Here is a 17,203-nt window from a genome sequence, read left to right on the forward strand (position 1 = left end):
CGGCCCGGGATCAGTTGATTCTGTTTTTAACTGCAGGATCGTTCAGGACTTGCCCTTATTGTTGTCCGAATTGTCTTTGCTGTTGTCAGAGAGCTTGGTGATTTCGCCCTCTTCAATCTCTTCATCGTTGTCGTTCATGCCTTTTTTGAAATTGCGCAAGCCTTTACCCAGTGCGCCGCCGACCTGGGGAAGTTTGCCTGCCCCGAAAATGATCATGACCAGAACCAGAATGATCAGTAATTCCTGTGTTCCCAACCCAAACATAAAATCCTCCTCAAAACCTGTGTGGCTTTAGTCTTCAATCTTGGTGCGGAACCTTTCACCAACGGTCCCGAATCTTCTCGTAAGGCTGACAAAGATACACCGGATGGAGGGAAAAAACAATCAAAGTTCATTGTCTTTGCTGATTGTCCGGGCACGTGGAGCAGCTCTTTTCTCCGTATGGCCAGTCTGCTAAAGTAAAAATTAATGATCGGAGACTTTCCCGATTGTGAAACGAGGGGGTATTGCTGACCAACAGGGGGCTTATGTTGCAAGATAACAGAATCGAAGTCGTGTATCTGGATGGCACCGCCGGCAAAGTCAGCAACGATGTTCTTGACGTTCTGATTGCGACCGAGAAGATCATGCGCTTCAAGCGGGCGGAAGGATGGGTCGAAATTGTTCGTAAGAATGCCCGGTTGCGAGATTATCGAAATGCCGGATCTTACCACGGCCAGGAAAGAAGGGCTCCCTGGCCGATGAAAAATGGCCGCGCTGGCAGTGATGCCTGAAACTCGAGCTGAGCGCGACTTAGCTCTGTTGCATTCCGGTCAACCGATTTTTTCCTGGCGTTCCTGCTCGGTTTTGCAATCGATACACAGGGTGGTGACCGGCCGCGCTCTCAGCCGATCCGCACCGATCTCTTCTTCGCAGCTCTCACAGAGGCCAAAGGTCCCATCTTCGATCCGATCCAGCGCCTGGCGAATTTTATTGATCAGTTTGCGCTCGCGGTCTCTGATGCGCAGTTCAAAGTTACGGTCCGACTCGAGGGATGCCCGATCGGTCGGATCGGGAAAATTGGCATTTTCCTCGGTCATCTCTGAAACGGTCCGGCCCGCTTCCTGGCGCAGGGACGCTAATTGGCCCATCAATAAATCCTTGAATTCAGCTAACGTCTTTTTATCCATAGCTCCTATCCTTCCAGGCCTGAAGTTTGTCAGCCTTTACAGAGTCAAAAAAGATCCCTGAGTTGAACGTAGATGATCAAAGCCAGAACTGCAACTGCAAGCCAGGCTGAAAAAATATCACTGCCTTTTTGCGGCGGATTCTCCGCCAGACGTCTGGTTTCAGCACTAATAACCGTTTCCGGAAGCACCTTCAGTAGTTGTTGCAGAAGGGTGCCGAAATTTTCATAGCTGTTGGAAATAATGAGAAAGTCGTTTTCGCTGCTCAGGCTCAAAAAAGCACGTTTACGAACCTGGATTATATCAACGGAGGTCAACTCCGCAAAGTTCAGCGTCTTGCAGCGCAAAAGTTTTTTGACCTGGATCGATTCCTGCCCCAGGATGATGGTGCGCCGCAAACTTTCGGCAAAAATAATACAGGCCGGAAGCAGAAAAGCAGCCAGAATAACCATTTTTGCCGTCGGGAGCCGTAAGTACCAGGCACTGCCAAGCAGGACGAAACTCAACAGCACCACCAGCCCCAACGGGATCAGAAAGGTTTTCCGAATTCTGAAACTGATTGATTCCATGCATTTATTGCCGGCTGCGCAAAACAGCGAGGCATCCTTTCCGCAGGTTTTCACCCGTTAGAATTTCTTATAGCAAGTGAATTTATCAGGTCTCGGGGATTTTGCCAACTCCCGGATGCGCATTTCTCGCGGGTGGTCTCAAAACAGCCTGCGGAGCCCATGACCGGGAAATTAAAATTAAAGGCGGTTTTCTTACGGATTGTTCTGTCCAGGTGGGGAAAAGCGCCTTTCTTCACCATGCCTGCTACATAAAAATATGCTCCAGGGCCTGGCTGGCGTGGCTGACCCCGATCAACTCAATCGATTTCGGAATGTCAATATTCTTCAGATTGCCCTGGGGAAGAATGCAGTGGGTAAAGCCGAGTCGCGCCGCTTCCTTGACCCTCAGCTCGGGCTGAGAAACCGCCCTGACTTCGCCGGTCAGGCCGACTTCGCCGAACATCACCATATGGGGGTTGATAACCCGGTTCAGATGACTTGAGGCCAATGCGGCGATGGCCGCCAGATCGACGGCCGGTTCATCCAGCCTGACCCCGCCGGCGACATTGAGAAAGATATCCTGCCCGGCCAGGGACAACTCCACCTTCTTTTCGAGGATCGCGACCAGCAGCGCCACCCGTTTATGGTCAATGCCGATGGCGGTGCGCTGGGGGGTGCCGAAGGAGCTGCCCGAAACCAGCGCCTGCAGCTCGACCAGAATCGGCCGGCTCCCCTCCAGGGCCGCGACAACCGCGCTGCCGGCAGTATGTTCGGGACGCTCGGCCAGGAACAGCTCCGATGGATTGCCAACCTCGCGCAAGCCCTGCTCCTGCATTTCAAACACGCCGATTTCATTGGTTGAGCCGAAGCGGTTTTTCACGGCCCGCAGAATCCGGTAAGGATGCCCGCCGCTGCCTTCAAAATAGAGGACGGTGTCAACCATGTGTTCGAGGACCCGTGGTCCGGCGATGGAGCCGTCCTTGGTGACATGGCCGACCAGGAAGGTCGGCAAGCCGTCGCCCTTGGCCTGGATCATCAGCTGGCCGGTACACTCCCGGACCTGACTGACGCTGCCTGGGGCCGAATCGAGACTGTCGCAAAAAATTGTCTGAATGGAATCGATGACCAGGAACGCCGGCTGCAGCTCCTTGATGCGCTGCTTGATCTGGGCCAGGGATGTTTCGGCCAGCAGGTAGAGATTGTCGGCTTTGACCCCCAGACGTTCGGCGCGCAATTTAACCTGGCGGGCCGATTCTTCTGCGGTGACATAGAGGGCGGTCCCATTCTGGGCGAGTTGCGCAAACGCCTGCAACAGCAGGGTGGACTTGCCGATGCCGGGGTCTCCCCCGACCAGGATCAGCGAGCCGGGCACCACGCCGCCGCCCAGGGTTCGGTCGAACTCGGCCAGCCCGGAACTGAGCCGGTCTTCCTCGCGGCCGCTGACTTCGGAGAGCTTCAGCGGCTTGCCCGGTTCGGCCAGGCTGCGGCTGTTGCTGGACGTCGGCAGCGGATGTTCTTCGACCAGGCTGTTCCACTGCTGGCAGTCCGGGCAGCGCCCCATCCATTTGGGGCTTTGAAAGCCGCATTGCTGGCAAGTGTAAATGGTTTTCTGGCGGGCCACGGGGTCTCCTCTGGCGCTATTTAGTTTTCATCCGGAACCGGCCCTTTTCCGCTGTGGCGGTGTCAATCTGCGGGTTTTCTTATGCGGCGTAAGGGACTACGCCTCCGCGCAACCCTTTGATTTCCTTGCCACAACGAAAAATTTCTGGTTTCCAGATCAGAAACATTACACTACCCCACCGGAGTTTCCGGATGGCAACTATTTAGAAAATGCCGCATCCTATGCCGAATGGCGATAACCTGTCAATTTTAAAGCAGGACTCAGCTCCAGGAACGGGTGCGGCTCTGTTCAGGGCGGGGTGGCTCTGGTATATTTTGAGCAATGCCCGGCAGGCTGTTGGCAAGCGGCTGCCGGAAGCGGATCAGACAATCAAAGGGAGAGCCCATGACCTATGCTGAGTTACAAGCCGCCCTGGCTGAATTCGATCTCTCCGAACAGGCGACCCTGCAGGAGATCCGCCTGCGCCACCGCGAACTGGTCATGCGCTATCATCCCGACCGGGGAGCCAGTGCCGATGAAGAAAAAATCCGCCGCATCAATGCCGCTTATAAAGTGATCATGGCCTATGTTCAGCGTTACAAATTCGATTTTTCCAAGGAGCGGTTCTGGGAGCAATATCCGGAAGAACGCCTCCGCGAGCAATTTTATGACGCTGACCTGTGGCTGGGCAAAGGGCATTGACCCGCTTTTGCAAGGCCCATTCCATAACCTTTCAACCCCGTTTACGGGACCGAAACGTAAAACCATTTACTGTTCAGGAGAATCTGGATAAACGGCTGCGGATCTTTTAACGATAACAGGTGCAGGTAGGACTTGACGGCAAATTTGCCCGGCTCCATGGCCATGTAAGCATCGCTGATCAGATCGCCCGATTCCCAGGCGCCGACTCCCAGCTCGGCGATGATGGCCTGCCGACGTTGGGTGGGGAGGACCGCCAGTTGGGTGGCGTGGGCCAGATATTCCTGGGCCGAGGTGCCGATCAATTTGACCGCCAGGTTGTGCTGAACCACGGCATGGGTTGTCTCATGGGCAATGGCGCCGGCATAGTGGACCCGGTCAAAGGGTTCCCCATACATGGTCGGCGCTGCGCTTAAGGCCATGATGGCGGCATAGGACATCAACTGAATCCGGTCGCTGCGACTGTCGTAACTGCCGAAGGCCGAATAGCCGTGGCTGTCGATCTGTTGATTGGTAATCTCAAGAACAATATCCCGCTGCGGAGATAAGGCGAATTTGGCCAGGAAGGCGATGGCCTGGTCTGCTGCGGAGCAGATTTCGCGTCGTACTGCCGGGTCCGCGACCAGCACGACAACCTGCGGCTGCTGGGGGCAGCGTTCTCCATCGGCGGCCCGGAGTTCGGCATGCCAGAACAGAAGAAGGATGCCGGCAAGGAGGATGAATCTTTGCCGCAATGGTTTATCTGCTTTCTCCCGCCTTTTAATTGAGTGTTTTATTCCATGGCAAGCTGTGTTTGCTGAACAATCAGCCTCAATTCTAAATGAAAATCCGGGTTCATAGCAATGTGCACATTGAGAAAGTGCCTGGGGCTAAAAAATCTGGAGAGGAAAGCCGGGGCTACGCTGGACAGCAACCTGTTTCTGCCCGTATCCTTGACGCAATGGCGCTTGTTTTGGCGGGGCAAGGGTGGTACTTTACCGCCTTTTGCGGAAACGTTTTGCATTCGCTCGTGAACCGGCGGGGGAACCGGGTTGCCAGTTGTTGCCGGCAGGGCGAACGCTCAGATGATAAAACCGTGATTGCTAAAAATCACTGGCGATAAAAGGATTTGAAGCGGTGTCAGAAAAATATCAATCCACAGCATTGACCCAGGTCAGTCGGCCCAGCCGCTACCTGGGCGGGGAACTGGGCAGTATTGTCAAAGCGGACGCCGGCATCGAGGTGCGGATCGCGCTGGCTTTTCCCGATGTCTATGAAGTCGGCATGAGCCATATCGGCTTCCCGATTCTTTACAACATCCTCAACCAGCTTGAATGGGTTGCGGCGGAGCGGGTCTATGCACCCTGGCCGGACATGGAAGAACGCTTGCGGGCCGATGGCCAGCCCCTCTGCACCCTGGAAACGGTACGCCCTTTGGCGGACTTCGATATCATCGGCTTCACCCTCCAGTACGAGCTCAGCTATACCAATTTGCTGGCCATGCTCGATCTGGCCGGGCTGCCGCTGACCCGGCAACAGCGCGCCACGGATGCGCCGCTGGTGGTGGTCGGCGGACCCTGTGCCTACAATCCTGAGCCGCTGGCTGACTTTTTTGATGTTGCCCTGATCGGCGATGGTGAAGAAGCCGTGGTCGAACTGGTCCGGCTGGTTCGGCAGGCCAAGGCCGAAGGCTGGGACCGGGAACAGCTGCTCGCCGCCCTGGCCGGGCATGAAGGCTTTTACGTTCCGGCTTTTTTTGACGTCGCTTACCATGACGACGGGCGGGTTGCCAAAATTCAGCCGCTGCGGCCGGGTTATGAACAGGTCCGCCGGCGTTTCCTGGCTGACCTTGACAGCGCTCCCTTTCCGACCCGGCCCATCGTGCCGTTCATGGATACGGTGCATAACCGGGTCGCCATGGAGATCGCCCGCGGCTGTACCCGGGGTTGCCGGTTCTGTCAGGCCGGTTATATCTACCGCCCGGTCCGCGAGCGGGATCCCGCTACCATCAAGGACCTGATCAAAAAGAGCCTTGCCAATTCAGGGTTTGAAGAAATTTCCTTGTTGTCCCTGTCGACCGGGGATTACAGTTGCATCGAGCCGCTGCTCAAAGAGCTGATGGCAGAGCATGCCGACGAGCAGGTCGCGGTGTCGCTGCCAAGCCTGCGGGTCGGTTCCCTGACCCCGGAACTGATGGAAGAGATCAAACGGGTGCGCAAGACCGGCTTTACCCTGGCGCCCGAAGCCGGCAGCGAACGGTTGCGCCGGGTGATCAATAAGGGGATCAGCGAAGCGGACCTGCTCACCGCCACCGGCAATGCCTACCGGCTCGGTTGGCGGCTGATCAAGCTCTATTTTATGATGGGCCTGCCGACGGAGACCGATGCCGATCTCGAAGCATTGATCTCCCTGGCCTGGCAGGTGAAAAGGAGCGGCAAGGGGACCGGCGGGAATGACGTCAATGTCGCGGTCTCGACCTTCGTGCCCAAGCCTCATACGCCTTTCCAGTGGCAGGCGCAGATCGGTGTCGAAGAGACCCTGCGCAAGCAGCAGCTGCTGCGCGACGGTCTGCGCAAGAGCAAGTTGCGTTTCAAATATCATGAAGCCCAGCTGTCTTTCCTGGAAGGGGTGTTCGCCCGCGGCGACCGCCGTCTTGGCGCTGTCCTGGCCCGGGCCGTGGCCCTCGGCTGTCGGTTTGACGGCTGGCGAGAGCATTTCGATTTTGCGCGCTGGCAGCAGGCTTTTAGCGATTGCGGAATCGAGCCGGCCTGGTATCTGCGCGCCAGGGAGCGCGACGAGATTCTGCCTTGGGACCATATCGACTGCGGGGTGAGCAAAGCCTTCTTCTGGCAGGAGCTGGAAAAAGCCCTTGCCGAAGCCGCCACCGTTGATTGCCGTAACGGCGCCTGCCACAGCTGCGGAGTCTGTGATTTCGAAACCCTGCGCATGCGCTTGCTCGACCCGCGCCAGGCCGCAGCCCGGAACCTGGAGCCGGCCGCAGCGCCACCGAATGCGCCGGCGGAGCAACTGACCCGGGTCAGGCTGACTTTGAGCAAGCTGGGCCGGGCGCGGATGGTTGCGCATCTGGAATACCTGAAAATGTTCCACCGGGCGGTCCGCCGGGCCGGGATTCCGGTGCGCTTTTCGCAAGGATTTCACCCCGCACCCAAGATCTCCTTTCTGGAGGCCTTGCCCATGGGGGTGGCCAGTGACGCTGAACTGGTCGATCTGGAACTGCATTACCCGGTTCCCCTGGAACAGCTGGTGGGCGAGCTGAACCGGCAGCTGCCGGAAGGTTTTACGATCCATCAGGCCGAAGAGATTGCCTGGAAGGCCCTCTCCCCCTCGGCGGCCATTGCGGGCAGCAGTTATCTGGTGCCGGTGCCCGCAACGGTCAGGGCGACCCTGGCGGGACGGATCGCAGAGTTTTTGTCCGCTGCGGAAGTTCCGGCAACACGGCTCAAAAAAGGGAAGGTCGAACAGTTGGACCTGCGACCGGATGTGCAGAACCTGCAACTGGTTGAGGATAACCTGCTCATAGAGCTGCGCAAAGGCAGCCCGCTGCAGATTGCCGCCTGGTTGTTCGAGCAGGATGTCGAAACGATCCGCCGTTCCGGGGTTCGGAAAACAGGAATTATTCTCAAGTAGTTGGCAAATCAGATTGCGGAAAGTACAATAGCAGTCTGAAACAAGCGTTCAACATTATTGATTGCGCAAAACGGCCTGCGGTGCAACGGCTGTCGGGAGCCCTGCCGGAGGTTGTCTGTCCGAGCAGGGGTCCGCACTGGTTTGCCCGCCTCCCGCTCAAGGCCGGGGCGCATGCTTCGCCCTTCAAGCAGGTTTGCGGTGGTCGGCACAAACACCGTCCCGGCGGGTTGCCCGTCGGCTGACGCCTGCAGCGCTCGAATCGAATAGCTTATTTTCTTTTTATATATTTAAGAATACAGGAGTCGGATATGACAAAGGAGCTGGTCATCAGTACCACCTCCCATGAGACCCGTGTCGCCTTGCTCGAAGGGGGGCATATCGCGGAGCTTTATATTGAACGGGAGAAGGAACGGGGGATTGTCGGTAATATCTATAAAGGCAAGGTGATTCGGGTGCTGCCCGGCATGCAGGCGGCCTTTGTCGATATCGGTCTGGAAAAGGCCGCCTTCCTCTATGTCGCCGATGTGTTCGACGAGATGGAGCAGGTCGAACGCACCATCGAGGGGGAAGAGCATCCCCACGACCAGGCCGAGGAGGCCGAACTGCCCCATCTGCCGCCCATTGAGGACCTGCTCCGGGAGGGGCAGGAGCTGCTGGTGCAAATCTCCAAGGAGCCTATCGGCACCAAAGGGGCGCGCATTACCTCGCATATCTCCTTGCCCGGCCGGCATCTGGTCTACATGCCGACCGTCGATCATGTCGGGATCTCGCGGCGGATCGAAAGCGAGGAAGAGCGGGACCGGCTGCGGCTGATCGTCGAAGGAATCCGCAAGCCCGGCACCGGCTTTATCGTGCGCACGGTGTCCGAAGGCAAGAGCGAGGGGGACCTGCGCCACGATATGGAGTTTCTGGTCGGCCTCTGGGAGAATTTAAGTCGCGGCCTCGATGAAGTCAAAGCACCCAGCCTGATCCATTCCGATCTCGACGTGACCAGCAAGGTTTTGCGCGATATCCTGACCGAGGATGTCCACAAGATCGTGGTTGATGATTTCGAAGAATACAACAAGATCGTGCGCTTCTTGCGCACCTTCATGCCACGGCTGAATTACTGTATCGAACTCTATAAAGGGGAAGAACCGGTGTTCGACGCCTACGGCCTCGAAGTCGAGATCTCCCGCGCCCTGGGGCGCAAAGTCTGGCTGAAAAGCGGCGGTTCCATCATTATCGAACAGACCGAAGCCCTGACCGCCATCGACGTCAACACCGGCCGCTACGTTGGTAAGCACAACCTTGAAGACACGATTCTCAAGACCAACCTGGAAGCGGTTAAGGAGATCGCCTTTCAGCTCCGGCTGCGCAATATCGGCGGGCTGATCATTATCGATTTCATCGATATGGAAAAGGAAGCCCACCGGGAAAAAGTCCATGCCGCCCTGGAAGAAGCCCTTAAAAGCGACAAGAACAAAACCAATATCCTGAAGATTTCCGAGCTTGGCCTGGTGGAAATGACCCGCAAGCGGGTGCGCGAAAGCATCGGCCGCACCCTTTGCGAACCCTGCCCCTACTGTGAGGGAAAAGGCTACGTCAAAGGCAAGCTCACAGTTATTTACGAGATCCTCCGCGAACTGCATCGCGAAATGGCCGATCTGCCGGCTGGTCGGGTCACCTTGCTGGCCCACCCGGAAATCGCCGGGCTGCTCATCGACGAAGAACGCGGCGGGCTGGACGAGGTTGAGCAGGCCTACGGCCGGGCCGTGACCATCAACCCGCGCCCCGGGTTTCATATCGAGCAGTACGAAATCGCCGTCGGCTGAGCTATTGTCAAACCCACCGGGAAGAAGGACCGCCCTCGCGGTTTTCTTCCCGGGCGTTCTCCCCTCCGTTTTCCTGAATTTTCTTGCCTCAGTCAACTTTTCGTTTAAAAATGCCTTATTTAACCCGTTCTGTCCGTTTCTCCTGGGGGCAGGCTTGTCATTGAGGAGGCGTTATGGCGCGTAAACCGCGACTGCATTTCCCCGGAGCCGTCTATCATGTGACCCTGCAGGGGAACGCCCGCCAGCAGGTGTTTACCGACGCTATCGACCGGACCCGTTTTCTGCTGCTGATTCAGGAAGGGATCGAAAAATTCGGTCATCGGGTCCATGCCTACTGCCTGCTGGCGGACCGGCTGCGGCTGGTGGTCGAAGTCGACGAAGTGCCCCTGGCGCGCATCATGCAGCAGCTCGGGTTCCGCTACACTCGCTGGTTCAACGACTGGCACGGCCAGATCGGCCATCTCTTTCAGGGTCGCTACAAAGCGATCCTCATTGATCCGGAACAGTACCTGCTGCCCCTGGTCCGCGATCTGCACGTCAATCCGCTCCGGGAAAGACTCGCCGCAGATCCGATGCATTACCCCTGGAGCAGCCATCGCGCCTATTGTGGCCGCGAGACCGTCCCCTGGCTGAGCCGCGAACGGACCTTCCTCGGCATCGAAGACACCGGCATCCGCGCACTGATGAAATTCCACGCCTATGTCAATGAAGGCCTGACTCCGGCGGAGACCAGCGATTTTTCCACCGGCGGAAGCTATGATCCGCGCATCCTTGGCGAAGAGGATTTCGTGCGCGGAGTGATGAAGCTGTCGCGACAGAAATACCGTCCCAAAATCGGTGCCGAGCGGGTCGACCGGTTGATCCAGGAGCGCTTTCGCCTGACCGAGCAGGAACTGGCCGCGCCCGGTAAAAATCGCGCCTGCGCCGATGCCCGGGCCTGCTGGGCCTGGCTCTACCTGGAAACCGGCTGCGCCACCCTGACCACCCTGGGCGACCGTCTCGGCCGCGACGTCTCCTCCCTGAGTTCCGCGGTCCGGCGCCTGCAACTCAAAGCCAAAACCGACCCGGCCGTCGCCGACCGGCTGCAAAAACTGCTTAACCGGCTGCAGCGTTGAGCTTGCGGCAGGGTAGCTTGCCGATGAGGTAGAACCCTTTATACTGATTTCAGTTTACGGTGTTTGAACCCGATGACTTGTGGAGGGGTGGGTGAAGACAGAAGAAATTTACAGCTGATTGCGCACATGGATTTTGCAGCCATGTGCGTTTTTTTGTGGTTGAAGCGCCGGATTAGTTATTTCTTCATTGGTTGTGTGACTTATTTTGACGCAATGGACGGATAGATTCTGAGAGAATCTGTTCTCAGGAGGGACCATGTCTGACAAACACACACTCCGGACCATCACCCGCCGACTGCTACGCTGTCGAGAGTGGTTTCTCAACGTTATCGGCAAGGTTTTAAGCTGCGGAAACAAATACTTTGCGGTTTATGTGGCTGGAGTGGTGGTGATCTGTATTGGCTGGTTATTTCAGGCTGGTTCTCTCTTTCTGGCGGTTGTATTGGGTGGGCTGTGCGGATGGTGGTTGGCCTATGCCCTGGCCTTTTTGGCTTTGCTGGCGTTCAAGCTGTTTCTTCCCCTGTTCGATCTGTGCTTTTTGCCGGTCATCCTGCTTGGCCGCTGTTATGGATACCGTTCTGCGGGGATCTCTGCCAGGGCGTATTTCGCTGATGTTTTTGCACCGTTGGAGATCAACGGGGTGCTCAGGTTGGTGCTGGCTCTGTTTGGGGTTGAGTTGATTTTTGGGGTGTTGGGGGATGATTAGAGGGAGGAGGGAAGGTGATGGAAACCTATTACGCACATTCGACGGAGAGTCCTGATAAGTCAGGCTGGCAGACGCTGGAAGATCATCTTCAGGGAGTCGCCGGATTAGCCAGAGGATTTGCCGCGGTGTTTGGTGCTGCTGACTGGGGGGAGTTGGCCGGGTTGCTGCATGACGTCGGCAAGGCAACAGCTGCTTTTCAGCGCCGGTTGGAAGGGAATTCCCAGCGGGTCGATCACACGACTTTTGGTGCGCGGTTGGCTCGTGAGCATGGTGGGCCACTTGGGCCGCTGCTTTCCTATATGATCACCGGCCACCACGGGGGATTGCCGGATGGCGGTGCCCAGGAGACAGAGCTGCACTGGCGGCTGAAGTACGGCAAGGTTCCCGAAGATGCATCGTTGCTGCCGTCGATTGAGTTGCAGAATGTGTTGCGCTGGCCGTTGGAAAAACCGGAAGAAAAAACGGCTGGATTCAGCATGGCATTTTTCACGCGGATGATTTTTTCCTGTCTGGTCGATGCAGACTTTTTGGATACGGAAACATTTTGTACGCCGGAAAAAGCTGCACTAAGATCCTCTTTTGATTGTCAGCAGCTAGTCGATCTGCGGGAGAAGCTAAACCTCCATCTGCAAAAGCTCACGCAAAAGGCCGAACCAACACCGGTGAATCGGCTCCGCCAAGCCATCCTGCAGCAATGCCGGACCAAGGCCGAGCTTGCCCCACAGGTTTTTTCTCTGACCGTGCCGACTGGCGGAGGGAAAACTCTTTCGTCGCTGGCGTTCGCCCTTGATCACGCCGTTGCCAACAAGTTGCAACGGGTGATCTATGCCATTCCCTTCACCTCGATCATTGAGCAGAATGCCAGGGTGTTTCAGGATATTCTCGGTCGCGAATCGGTCTTGGAGCATCACTGCAATTACAAAGAAAAAGACGAGCCGGAAGAGGCGGTTTACAACCGGCGGCGTGGGCTGGCGACGGAAAATTGGGATGCACCGGTCGTGGTGACAACCAATGTGCAGTTTTTCGAATCGTTATTCAGCAACAAGCCGTCCCGTTGTCGCAAACTGCACAATATTGCTGGCAGTGTCATCGTGCTGGACGAAGCGCAGGCGATTCCGACCGAATACCTGGAACCCTGTCTGGCGGCTTTGCGTGAATTGGTTGAGCGCTACGGGTGTTCGTTGGTGCTCTGCACGGCAACCCAGCCCGCTCTGGACGATAGCGCACTGCGTAATCGGCTGCCGAAAATCCATGAAGTTATTGAGAGACCGCAACAGCTATATACTGACTTGCGCCGCACCGAGGTTACGTTTATCGGTAAGCTGACCAACGGAGAATTGGCCGAACGGTTGGCAGCGGATGAGCAGGTCCTCTGTATTGTGTCTACCAAGCCTCAGGCGCGTAAACTGTTCGAGATGTTGCCGCCAAGCGAAGGCAATTTTCATCTCTCCACCAATATGTATCCCGAGCATCGTCGCCAAGTACTGGACACAATTCGATTGCGTCTAAAACAGAACATGTCCTGCCGAGTTATTTCCACTTCGCTGGTCGAAGCCGGGGTCGATCTTGATTTTCCCGTCGTCTATCGCGCCATGGCTGGACTCGATTCCATCGCCCAGGCAGCGGGTCGTTGCAACCGTGAGGGAAGAATGGCAGGGCTTGGACGGGTCCATGTTTATGAGCCGGAGCAACCGGCGCGCATGCCTTGGGTTAAACGTTGTGCCAGCCGTGCTGAAGAAGCGTTGCGCAGTTTGCCGGATGCCGATCCAATTGGTTTGGAAGTGATGCGGCGATTTTTTGCCCTGCTTTACGACGTGCAGGAATTGGACAAAAAAAGCATTTTGTCGGCCTTCCCGAATCAGAAGCAGATTCAGCTCTCCAGAGATTTCTATTTCCCCTTTCACACAGTTGCCGAGTCTTTCCGTTTTATTGGGGATGAAACCGTTGGCGTGATCATTCCTATAGAACCGGGGACCGAGGAGTTGGTACGGCAGCTGCGGTACACCGAATTCCCTCGGGCCGTTTTACGTAAACTGCAAGGGTACAGCGTTGCCGTACGCAATCATGAATTTGCTGTGTTGAATACGGCGGGAGCATTGGAAATGGTGGATGGACAGTTTCCGGTGTTGAGGAACCTGTCCGCTTATCGTGATGACGTTGGCTTGTGCGCTGAGCGGGGAGAATATTGGGATCCTGGAGACATGATTGGATAAATCAATTCATAAGATAGAGCTAGCTACTAAAAAAATCTTGACGGATTCATTTCTCTCCATTAGCCTTATTGAAACTAATGGAGGTTTTAATGAAGTTTCGACGGAAAATGACCTTTAGGCTAAGGCTGGCACTGTTTGGTAAAGATCTTTTTGGTTTAGAAGTTGAATTGGAGCCTCCATAGGTGCGTTTCATTAGTCGCTCTGCATAGGGGCGTGGGTTGAAACATAAGGTAGAGTAAGCTCAAAAAGGTGCGGGCCGTCAGAATGACGGCCCGCAAATCTCGAATCTCCCCTAGCCCCTCTTTGCCAAAGAGGGGAATTATGCTTCCCCCTTTGAAAAAGGGGGATTGAGGGGGATTCATTCATAATCAAGGAGGTAAGCCCTATGGCGTATGGTATCAAGCTACGGGTCTGGGGGGATTATGCCTGTTTTACCCGACCCGAGATGAAGGTGGAACGCGTCTCTTACGACGTGATGACCCCGTCTGCTGCGCGGGGAATTCTCGAAGCGATCCATTGGAAGCCGGCGACCCGCTGGGTGGTCGATAAGATTCATGTTCTCAAGCCGATCAAATTCGACAATGTCCGGCGCAACGAAGTCAGTTCGAAAATTCCCAAACCAAATCCCGCCACTGTCATGCGGGAAAACAAACAACTCTACTTTCTGGTCGATGACGGCAAAAACCGGCAACAGCGGGCATCCACCTTGTTGCGCAATGTCGAATATGTCATTGAAGCTCACTTTGTCATGACTGATAAAGCCGGTTCCGAAGACAACGAGGGGAAGCATCTCGATATCTTTAATCGCCGCGCCCGCAAAGGGCAGTTTTTTCATCAGCCCTGCCTCGGTTGTCGAGAATTCCCCGCCTCTTTTGAACTGCTCGATGATGAAATCCCTGTATCTTGTTATGCCGGGCAAGAAAAAGATCTCGGTTACATGCTGCTCGACATTGATTTTGCCAACGACATGACGCCGCTGTTTTTCCGCGCCAGCATGAATGACGGTATCATCGAACCGCCGTCGCCGTTAGCTACGGAGGTATGCGCATGATTCTGCATGCCCTCAACAGTTACTACCAGCGGATGCTGGATGACCCCGATGCTGAAATGCCCGCATTCGGTACCAGTGTTGAGAATATTTCTTTTGCCCTGGTGCTGGGTGAAGATGGTTCCTTGCGCAATATTGAGGATTTGCGGGATGGGGAAGGGAATAAAGTTAAACCGCGCAAGATGCAGGTGCCTGCTGCGGTGACCCGGACTTCGGGGGTGAAAGCCAACTTTTTATGGGATAAGGCTGCATATATTTTCGGTGCTGATACCGATGGTGCGACAGAGAAAAATCGTGAACGCTTTGAGGCTTTTAACGTTTTTCTGCATGAGATTGGTAAGGATGTTGATGATCCCGGCTTTGTCGCAGTAAAAAAGTTTCTTGCCCAATGGAACTGTTCGCAAGCCGCTGAGAGCGTTGCCCGCTTTCAGTCGTGGGAAGACGTTTGCAATGCAAATCTGGTTTTTCGGTTGGACGGAGTTCCCGGTTTTATCCACGACCGCCCATCGGTACAGCGGGAGTGGTTGAAGTACGGGCAGAACGATTCTGCTGCCTCCGTAGGGCAATGCCTGATCAGTGGAGAAGAAAACGTCCCGCTGGCCGGGGTGCATACCCCGATAAAAGGGGTGCGTGGCGGGCAAACGTCCGGTGGTTATATTGTCTCGTTCAATGCCTCGGCCTTTGTGTCTTACCATCAGGACAAGGCCTCGGTTGCCGAAACGTCGGCTTTTGCCTACACCACAGCCCTCAACTTCTTGCTGTCCAGTTACAGTCGCCAGAAGATCAGCATCGGCGATACCACTTATATTTTCTGGGCCAAACGGCCGACGTCGCTGGAGCCGTTTCTGGCGGATGTGTTCGAACCGTCCGAGGCTGAAGAAGAACCCGCAGAACAAGACGACCGGAAAACGGCCAAGGATATTCATGGCCTGCTCAAAGCAGTTCGAGACGGTAAAAAGCCGACTGATTTTATGCCCGATCTGGAAACCGATGTGCAGTTCTACATTCTCGGCTTGGCTCCCAACGCTGCGCGTCTTTCTATTCGGTTCTGGCAGGAAACCAGCTTGGGTGATCTGCTGGAGAAGGTCGGTCAGTATTATCGGGAATTAAGCATGGTGCGTCAGTACGACAGCGAACCTGAATTTCCGCCTTTGTGGCGCCTCTTGGTGCAGACAGCAACTTTGGGTAAATCGGAGAACATCTCTCCGGTTCTTGCCGGTGGATTGACCCGCGCCATGTTGACTGGTTGTCCCTATCCGCAGAATCTGTTGCCGGTGGTGCTCGACCGGATTCGTGCCGAGCACAATGTCACCTATTTTCGCGCGGCGTTGCTTAAAGCCTATCTGCTGCGCAATACCAAAATGGAGGAGGTTCCCGTGTCGTTTGATCCCGAAAGAAAAGATTCACCCTATTTGCTGGGACGATTGTTCGCCGTTCTTGAAAAGGCGCAGGAAGAAGCGATTCCCGGTGCAAATGCAACCGTCAAAGATCGTTATCTTGGGGCAGCAGCTGCAACTCCGCAGTTGGTATTGCCCATGCTGCTGAAAAATTCAGCCAATCATATCGCAAAGCTGCGTAAGGATTCCGATAAACGCGGACGGGCTATTTATCTTGATCGCATGATTCAGGATATCAATGGTGAACTGGATGATTATCCGACAACTCAGAACGCCCAGGAACAGGGCTTGTTTATGATCGGTTATTACCATCAGCGCAAAAACTTTTTTACGAAAAATACTCAGGAGGGATAAACCATGACTGCTATTGCTAATCGCTACGAATTTGCTCTGTTGTTCGATGTTCAAAATGGTAACCCCAACGGTGATCCCGATGCCGGCAACACTCCGCGTGTCGATCCTGAAACCGGTCATGGGCTAGTGACTGATGTCTGCCTGAAAAGGAAAATTCGCAATCATGTGGCGCTGGCCAAAGAGGGCGCTGAAGGTTTCAATATTTACGTGCAGGAGAAGGCAGTACTCAATCGCACCAACGAAATGGCCTACAAAGAATTTGATCTGAAACCGGAGGCGAAAAAACTCCCGAAAAAGATTGAAGATGCACAGAAGGTGACCGGCTGGATGTGCGCCAATTTTTACGATATCCGTAGCTTCGGCGCTGTTATGACGACCGAAGTCAATTGCGGGCAGGTGCGTGGTCCGGTTCAGTTGGCTTTTGCAACCAGCGTCGAGCCGATTCTTTCCCAAGAGGTCAGTATTACCCGCATGGCGGTAACCAATGAGAAGGACCTGGAAAAAGAACGCACCATGGGACGCAAGCACATTGTCCCTTATGGTTTGTATATCGCCAAAGGGTTTATTTCGGCGTCATTGGCCGAGAAAACCGGCTTCGGGGAGGAGGATCTTGAGTTGCTCTGGAATGCCCTGATTAACATGTTTGAGCATGATCGGTCTGCAGCGAGGGGAATGATGAGCAGTCAGAAGTTGTTTGTCTTCAAGCACCAGGACAAACTTGGTAATGCGCCCGCTCACAAGCTGTTTGATCTGATCGACATCCAACGCAACAGCCATTCCGAGGGCCCGGCCCGGGCGTTTAAGGATTATACGGTGACGGTCGGTGAGGCTCCTTCCGGGGTGGAGATTATTGAGAAGTTGTGATGAAGGAATCCCCCCTGGCCCCCCTTTGTTAAAGGGGGGTAATAGGGGAGGG

15 protein-coding genes are annotated in these 17,203 nt (G+C 55.3%); 10 read left to right on the forward strand and 5 right to left on the reverse strand.

The window, feature by feature from the left end; all coding sequences use genetic code 11:
* Nucleotides 1-42 precede the first annotated feature (42 nt).
* Nucleotides 43-264, reverse strand: a complete 222-nt coding sequence (locus tag N909_RS0112145; RefSeq protein ID WP_029915427.1) for a twin-arginine translocase TatA/TatE family subunit — start codon at nucleotides 262-264, stop codon at nucleotides 43-45.
* A 263-nt stretch (nucleotides 265-527) separates the two neighbouring features.
* On the opposite strand from N909_RS0112145, the gene N909_RS0112150 reads away from it, so the two are divergent.
* Nucleotides 528-773: a GSU3473 family protein gene (locus N909_RS0112150; RefSeq protein WP_029915428.1), complete on the forward strand. Its 246-nt coding sequence runs from the start codon at nucleotides 528-530 to the stop codon at nucleotides 771-773.
* Nucleotides 774-812: 39 nt separating this feature from the next.
* On the opposite strand, the gene dksA is transcribed toward N909_RS0112150, so the two are convergent.
* From dksA to radA, 3 genes are all read right to left on the reverse strand, one after another.
* Nucleotides 813-1,169: an RNA polymerase-binding protein DksA gene (gene dksA / locus N909_RS0112155; protein WP_029915430.1), complete on the reverse strand. Its 357-nt coding sequence runs from the start codon at nucleotides 1,167-1,169 to the stop codon at nucleotides 813-815.
* A 44-nt stretch (nucleotides 1,170-1,213) separates the two neighbouring features.
* Complete coding sequence (locus N909_RS0112160) at nucleotides 1,214-1,735, reverse strand: hypothetical protein (RefSeq protein WP_155005929.1); 522 nt, start codon at nucleotides 1,733-1,735, stop codon at nucleotides 1,214-1,216.
* 244 nt (nucleotides 1,736-1,979) lie between these two features.
* On the reverse strand, nucleotides 1,980-3,335 hold the full coding sequence (gene radA / locus N909_RS0112165) for a DNA repair protein RadA (protein WP_029915434.1): 1,356 nt from the start codon (nucleotides 3,333-3,335) through the stop codon (nucleotides 1,980-1,982).
* Nucleotides 3,336-3,719: 384 nt separating this feature from the next.
* Between radA and N909_RS0112175 the strand changes: the two genes are divergently transcribed.
* Nucleotides 3,720-4,016, forward strand: a complete 297-nt coding sequence (locus tag N909_RS0112175) for a J domain-containing protein (protein WP_029915438.1) — start codon at nucleotides 3,720-3,722, stop codon at nucleotides 4,014-4,016.
* A 41-nt stretch (nucleotides 4,017-4,057) separates the two neighbouring features.
* On the opposite strand, the gene N909_RS0112180 is transcribed toward N909_RS0112175, so the two are convergent.
* Complete coding sequence (locus N909_RS0112180) at nucleotides 4,058-4,747, reverse strand: DUF6639 family protein (RefSeq protein ID WP_029915440.1); 690 nt, start codon at nucleotides 4,745-4,747, stop codon at nucleotides 4,058-4,060.
* A 382-nt stretch (nucleotides 4,748-5,129) separates the two neighbouring features.
* Between N909_RS0112180 and N909_RS0112185 the strand changes: the two genes are divergently transcribed.
* From N909_RS0112185 to cas7c, 8 genes are all read left to right on the forward strand, one after another.
* The gene (locus tag N909_RS0112185) at nucleotides 5,130-7,640 is read left to right on the forward strand and encodes a TIGR03960 family B12-binding radical SAM protein (RefSeq protein ID WP_245613601.1); all 2,511 of its coding nucleotides are present in this window, start codon (nucleotides 5,130-5,132) and stop codon (nucleotides 7,638-7,640) included.
* Nucleotides 7,641-7,948: 308 nt separating this feature from the next.
* A complete protein-coding gene (locus N909_RS0112190) occupies nucleotides 7,949-9,454 on the forward strand; it encodes an Rne/Rng family ribonuclease (protein ID WP_029915451.1) in 1,506 nt (501 codons plus the stop codon).
* Between the two features lie 173 nt (nucleotides 9,455-9,627).
* Nucleotides 9,628-10,569, forward strand: a complete 942-nt coding sequence (locus N909_RS0112195) for a transposase (protein WP_029915453.1) — start codon at nucleotides 9,628-9,630, stop codon at nucleotides 10,567-10,569.
* Nucleotides 10,570-10,825: 256 nt separating this feature from the next.
* Nucleotides 10,826-11,275, forward strand: coding sequence for a hypothetical protein (locus N909_RS0112200; RefSeq protein WP_029915455.1), 450 nt, complete (start codon nucleotides 10,826-10,828; stop codon nucleotides 11,273-11,275).
* Between the two features lie 17 nt (nucleotides 11,276-11,292).
* Entirely contained in the window at nucleotides 11,293-13,488 is a 2,196-nt protein-coding gene (locus N909_RS0112205; protein WP_029915457.1) for a CRISPR-associated helicase/endonuclease Cas3, read from the forward strand.
* A gap of 385 nt (nucleotides 13,489-13,873) precedes the next feature.
* Nucleotides 13,874-14,539, forward strand: coding sequence for a type I-C CRISPR-associated protein Cas5c (gene cas5c, locus N909_RS0112210; RefSeq protein ID WP_029915459.1), 666 nt, complete (start codon nucleotides 13,874-13,876; stop codon nucleotides 14,537-14,539).
* On the forward strand, nucleotides 14,536-16,287 hold the full coding sequence (gene cas8c / locus N909_RS0112215; RefSeq protein ID WP_029915461.1) for a type I-C CRISPR-associated protein Cas8c/Csd1: 1,752 nt from the start codon (nucleotides 14,536-14,538) through the stop codon (nucleotides 16,285-16,287). The genes cas5c and cas8c overlap by 4 nt, the downstream gene beginning before the upstream one ends.
* Nucleotides 16,288-16,290: 3 nt before the next feature.
* Nucleotides 16,291-17,151, forward strand: a complete 861-nt coding sequence (cas7c, locus tag N909_RS0112220; RefSeq protein ID WP_029915464.1) for a type I-C CRISPR-associated protein Cas7/Csd2 — start codon at nucleotides 16,291-16,293, stop codon at nucleotides 17,149-17,151.
* Nucleotides 17,152-17,203: the final 52 nt, after the last annotated feature.

This window comes from Pelobacter seleniigenes DSM 18267 (assembly GCF_000711225.1).
Classification (GTDB): Bacteria; Desulfobacterota; Desulfuromonadia; order Desulfuromonadales; family Geopsychrobacteraceae; genus Seleniibacterium; species Seleniibacterium seleniigenes.